Source organism: Aeromonas sp. 604176 (genome assembly GCF_049170755.1).
Lineage (GTDB): Bacteria > Pseudomonadota > Gammaproteobacteria > Enterobacterales > Aeromonadaceae > Aeromonas > Aeromonas veronii_A.
In genome coordinates, this window is the sequence record NZ_JAAKNE010000210.1 from 1 (window position 1) to 3,006 (window position 3,006).

Here is a 3,006-nt window from a genome sequence, read left to right on the forward strand (position 1 = left end):
ACTTGACCGCTTCGTTCTGATTGGGGTTGAGCTTCATGGGCCGGATCTCTTGGCTTATGATGAGGGGCGGCATTGTACCAGAAATCACCCGACGAGCCGTACCTGCTGCACGGCAGGCAACCGCCCATCTGGCTTATCGCGCCTTGTGTTCGGGCGCTATTTTCAGGATCATGGCCGACCTTTCGAGATGATGACTTTTTCCAGATGATGAGGGGAACATGAATCAGCAACAGCACGACCAACTGCGCAGCCAGTTTCCGGCCTTGGCGCAGGAGGTAAACGGCCACCCTCTGGTCTATCTGGACAACGCCGCCACCACCCAGAAGCCGCAAGCGGTACTGGATGCCATCGCTCACTACTATGGGGCCGACAACGCCAACGTGCACCGCGCAGCCCATGCGCTGAGTGGTCGCGCAACCCGCGCCTTCGAGGCCGCCCGCGAGACGGTCGCCCGCTTCATCAATGCACCCCGCAGCCAAGAGGTGATCTGGACCCGCGGCACCACGGAAGCGATCAATCTGGTAGCCCAGAGCTGGGGGATGAGCGAGCTCAAGGCGGGGGAGGAAATCATCCTCAGCACGCTGGAGCACCACGCCAATATCGTCCCATGGCAGCTGGTCGCCCAGCGCACCGGCGCAGTCATCCGGGTTATCCCGCTCGATAAGCGGGGCGATCTCGATCTGGCCGCCTATCACGCCATGCTGGGGCCACGCACCCGGCTGGTGAGCGTGGCCCACGTATCCAATGCCCTTGGCACCGTCAATCCAGTCAAAGAGATGGTGGCGGCCGCCAAAACGGTTGGCGCCGTGACGCTGATCGACGGCGCCCAGGCGGTGGCTCATCTCGAGGTGGATGTACAGGCCATCGGTTGCGACTTCTATGCCTTCTCCGGCCACAAGCTCTATGGCCCGACCGGCATCGGCGTGCTGTGGGGCCGCACCGAGCTATTGGAACGGATGCCGCCCTGGCAAACAGGTGGCGAGATGATCGATCGGGTCAGTTTCAGCGGCACCACCTTCAACACCCTGCCTTTCAAATTCGAGGCGGGCACCCCCCATATCGCTGGCGCTATCGGCCTCGCCGCCGCCATCGACTTTGTGATGGCGCAAGATCGGCAATGGCTCGCCCAACATGAGCAGGCACTGACCGACTATCTGGTCGCTGGCCTGCAACAGGTGCCGGGGTTGCGTCTGGTCGGCGAACCCAGCCAACGCGCCGGTGCGGTCTCTTTCTTGCTCGACGACATCCACCCGCAAGATGCTGCTACCCTGCTCGACATGCAGGGGATCGCCCTGCGAGTCGGCCATCACTGCGCCATGCCGCTGATGGAGTCGCTCGGGATCGGCGGCACCATGCGCGCCTCGCTGGCTTGCTACAACAATCGGGATGATGTCGACGCCCTGCTGGCCGCCCTGCACAAACTCAGTGACTTCTTCTAAGGCAGACAACCGAATGAGTGACCTCGCAAGCTATACCCAGATTGGCCTTGAGCCCAACGCCGACACCATCCGCCAGCAGTTTGCCGCCGCTCACGGCTGGGAGAACCAGTACCGGCTCATCATCCAGCTCGGCAAACAGCTGCCAGCGCTACCCGGCGAATGGCAGCAGGAGGAGTTCCGCCTCAAGGGTTGTGAAAGCCAGGCGTGGCTGAAGGGAGAGCAAAGCGAGGATGGTTGCTGGCACTTTGCTTGTGATTCCGATGCCCGCATCGTGCGGGGCCTTATCGTCATCGTGCTGGCAGCGCTCAACCACCAATCGTCTGCAGCGATCCAGGCCTTTGATATGGAAGGCTATTTCACCGAACTGGGGCTGGAGAAGCACTTGAGCCCGTCACGGGGTAACGGGCTCAGAGCGATCGTGCTGGCGATCCGGGAACAGGCTGTCTAACCCGCTCTGTTCAGCGGTCGATTAGGCTTCGCCAATCGCTCAAGCTTCTTCATTCCCGCTATCTTTCTCGGCGCGGGCGCCCCGCTCGGCAATCTTCTTCAATACCCGGGACGCGGCAACCAGCCCGAAGGTTGCCGTCACCGGCGTCACGGCGCCAAAACCGGAGGCGCAATCCATCTTCATGGTGCCATCGCTGGCCGCTTTGGCCTGACAGGTACCGCCATTGCCATCCGGATAACTCAGCTGCTCGGTTGAGAAGACACACTCCACCCCGAATTTGCGCGCCGGATTCTTGCTGAAGTTGTGCAACCGGCGCAGGTCGGAGCGAACCTTCGCAGCGAGCGGATCCTGAATGGTCTTGGCCAGATCGGCCACGGTGATTTGGGTCGGATCCATCTGCCCGCCGGCACCACCCGCGACGATCACCGGGATCTTGTTGCGCTTGCAGAAGGCAATCAGCGCCACCTTGGCCTTGACCGAGTCGATGGCGTCCACCACATAGTCAAACTCCCGCTTGATATGCTCGGCCAGGTTATCGGCGGTGACGAAATCATCCACCTCGATCACCTCGCAATCCGGGTTGATGGCGCGAATACGCTCGGCCATCACCTCGGTCTTGAGGCGACCGACTGTACCCTGCATAGCGTGGATCTGGCGATTGATGTTGGTGATGCAGATATCGTCCATGTCGATCAGGGTGATCTGGTTGATACCGGCGCGTGCCAGCGCCTCGGCCGCCCAAGAGCCCACACCGCCGATCCCCACCACACAGACCTTGGCCTGGCTAAAGGAACGCAGGGCGTTCTGACCATAAAGACGGGCAATGCCCCCGAATCGCTGTAAATATTCTGCTTTCATACCACCACCTTGCTTGAGGGCGGCCATTATAGCGACAACCACCGCCAGCCGCGATGGCATAACCGGAGAAAATCGGGGAGGAAAAACAGGGAAAACGGCAGAGAAGAGGGAATAAAAGGTCAGTTATCAGACGACTTTCTGAATTGCAGGCAATAAAAAACCCCGCTCATCGAGCGGGGTTCTTAAATTGGGTGCCTGGCAGTGTCCTACTCTCGCATGGCGAATGCCACACTACCATCGGCGCTACCGCGTTTCACTTCT

General features: G+C 60.6%; 4 protein-coding genes. 2 read left to right on the forward strand and 2 right to left on the reverse strand.

Going from position 1 to position 3,006, the window contains the following annotated elements; genetic code table 11:
* Positions 1–236, reverse strand: a 236-nt coding sequence (locus G5358_RS20640) for a hypothetical protein (RefSeq protein WP_421324836.1), incomplete at its 3' end; no start/stop codon positions are given.
* Between G5358_RS20640 and G5358_RS20645 the strand changes: the two genes are divergently transcribed.
* Positions 219–1,439: an aminotransferase class V-fold PLP-dependent enzyme gene (locus G5358_RS20645; RefSeq protein WP_421324837.1), complete on the forward strand. Its 1,221-nt coding sequence runs from the start codon at positions 219–221 to the stop codon at positions 1,437–1,439. The genes G5358_RS20640 and G5358_RS20645 overlap by 18 nt on opposite strands.
* Positions 1,440–1,452: 13 nt before the next feature.
* Positions 1,453–1,887 carry a SufE family protein gene (locus G5358_RS20650; RefSeq protein ID WP_201948443.1) on the forward strand — a complete coding sequence of 145 codons (435 nt, stop codon included), beginning with the start codon at positions 1,453–1,455 and terminating at the stop codon, positions 1,885–1,887.
* 39 nt (positions 1,888–1,926) lie between these two features.
* Here G5358_RS20650 and tcdA read toward each other — a convergent pair whose 3' ends face one another.
* Entirely contained in the window at positions 1,927–2,745 is an 819-nt protein-coding gene (gene tcdA / locus G5358_RS20655) for a tRNA cyclic N6-threonylcarbamoyladenosine(37) synthase TcdA (protein WP_421324838.1), read from the reverse strand.
* Positions 2,746–3,006 lie beyond the last annotated feature (261 nt).

Coding starts and splice junctions, on each gene's coding strand:
- G5358_RS20645 (WP_421324837.1), top strand. CDS start 219: ATGAATCAGCAACAGCACGACCAACTGCGCAGCCAGTTTCCGGCCTTG.
- tcdA (WP_421324838.1), bottom strand. CDS start 2,745: ATGAAAGCAGAATATTTACAGCGATTCGGGGGCATTGCCCGTCTTTAT.
- G5358_RS20650 (WP_201948443.1), top strand. CDS start 1,453: ATGAGTGACCTCGCAAGCTATACCCAGATTGGCCTTGAGCCCAACGCC.